General features: G+C 69.7%; 1 protein-coding gene. It reads left to right on the top strand.

Features of this window, described 5'->3' with window-relative positions:
- Positions 1 to 258, top strand: a 258-nt coding sequence (locus INT51_RS22005) for an aldo/keto reductase (RefSeq protein WP_193107519.1), incomplete at its 5' end; no start/stop codon positions are given.
- Positions 259 to 376: the final 118 nt, after the last annotated feature.

Here is a 376-nt window from a genome sequence, read left to right as displayed (position 1 = left end):
GCACTGGCCTGGTTGCGCGGCCGAGCGGCACGCGCGCAGACCTCGATGATCCCGATCGTGGGACCCCGCACCCCGGCCCACCTCCAGGGGTATCTCGACGCCCTCGACGTCGAGCTCAGCGACGCGCAGCACCGTCATTTGGACGAGGCCGGTGCGATCCGGCCGGGTGCCCCGTTCGAGGACGTAGCCAGCGCACTGGCCCACGGCATCGACGGTGACCGCAGCCTGCTCGATGACCCGTACCTCCCCGTCGCCTGATTGCCTGTCCGAGGCCGCCGTTCGGTGCGCCGACGACGTCCCAGCCCAACACCCTCGAACCCCACCCTCGACCTCATGGAGTCCTCATGCCCATCGCCCACATCGCCGCGATCAATCT

Origin of the sequence: Brachybacterium sp. FME24 (genome assembly GCF_014897705.1) — a bacterium.
Taxonomy (GTDB): Bacteria; Actinomycetota; Actinomycetes; order Actinomycetales; family Dermabacteraceae; genus Brachybacterium.
Note: the sequence above shows the minus strand (reverse complement) of the source record. Positions and strands in the feature narration are given on the sequence as shown.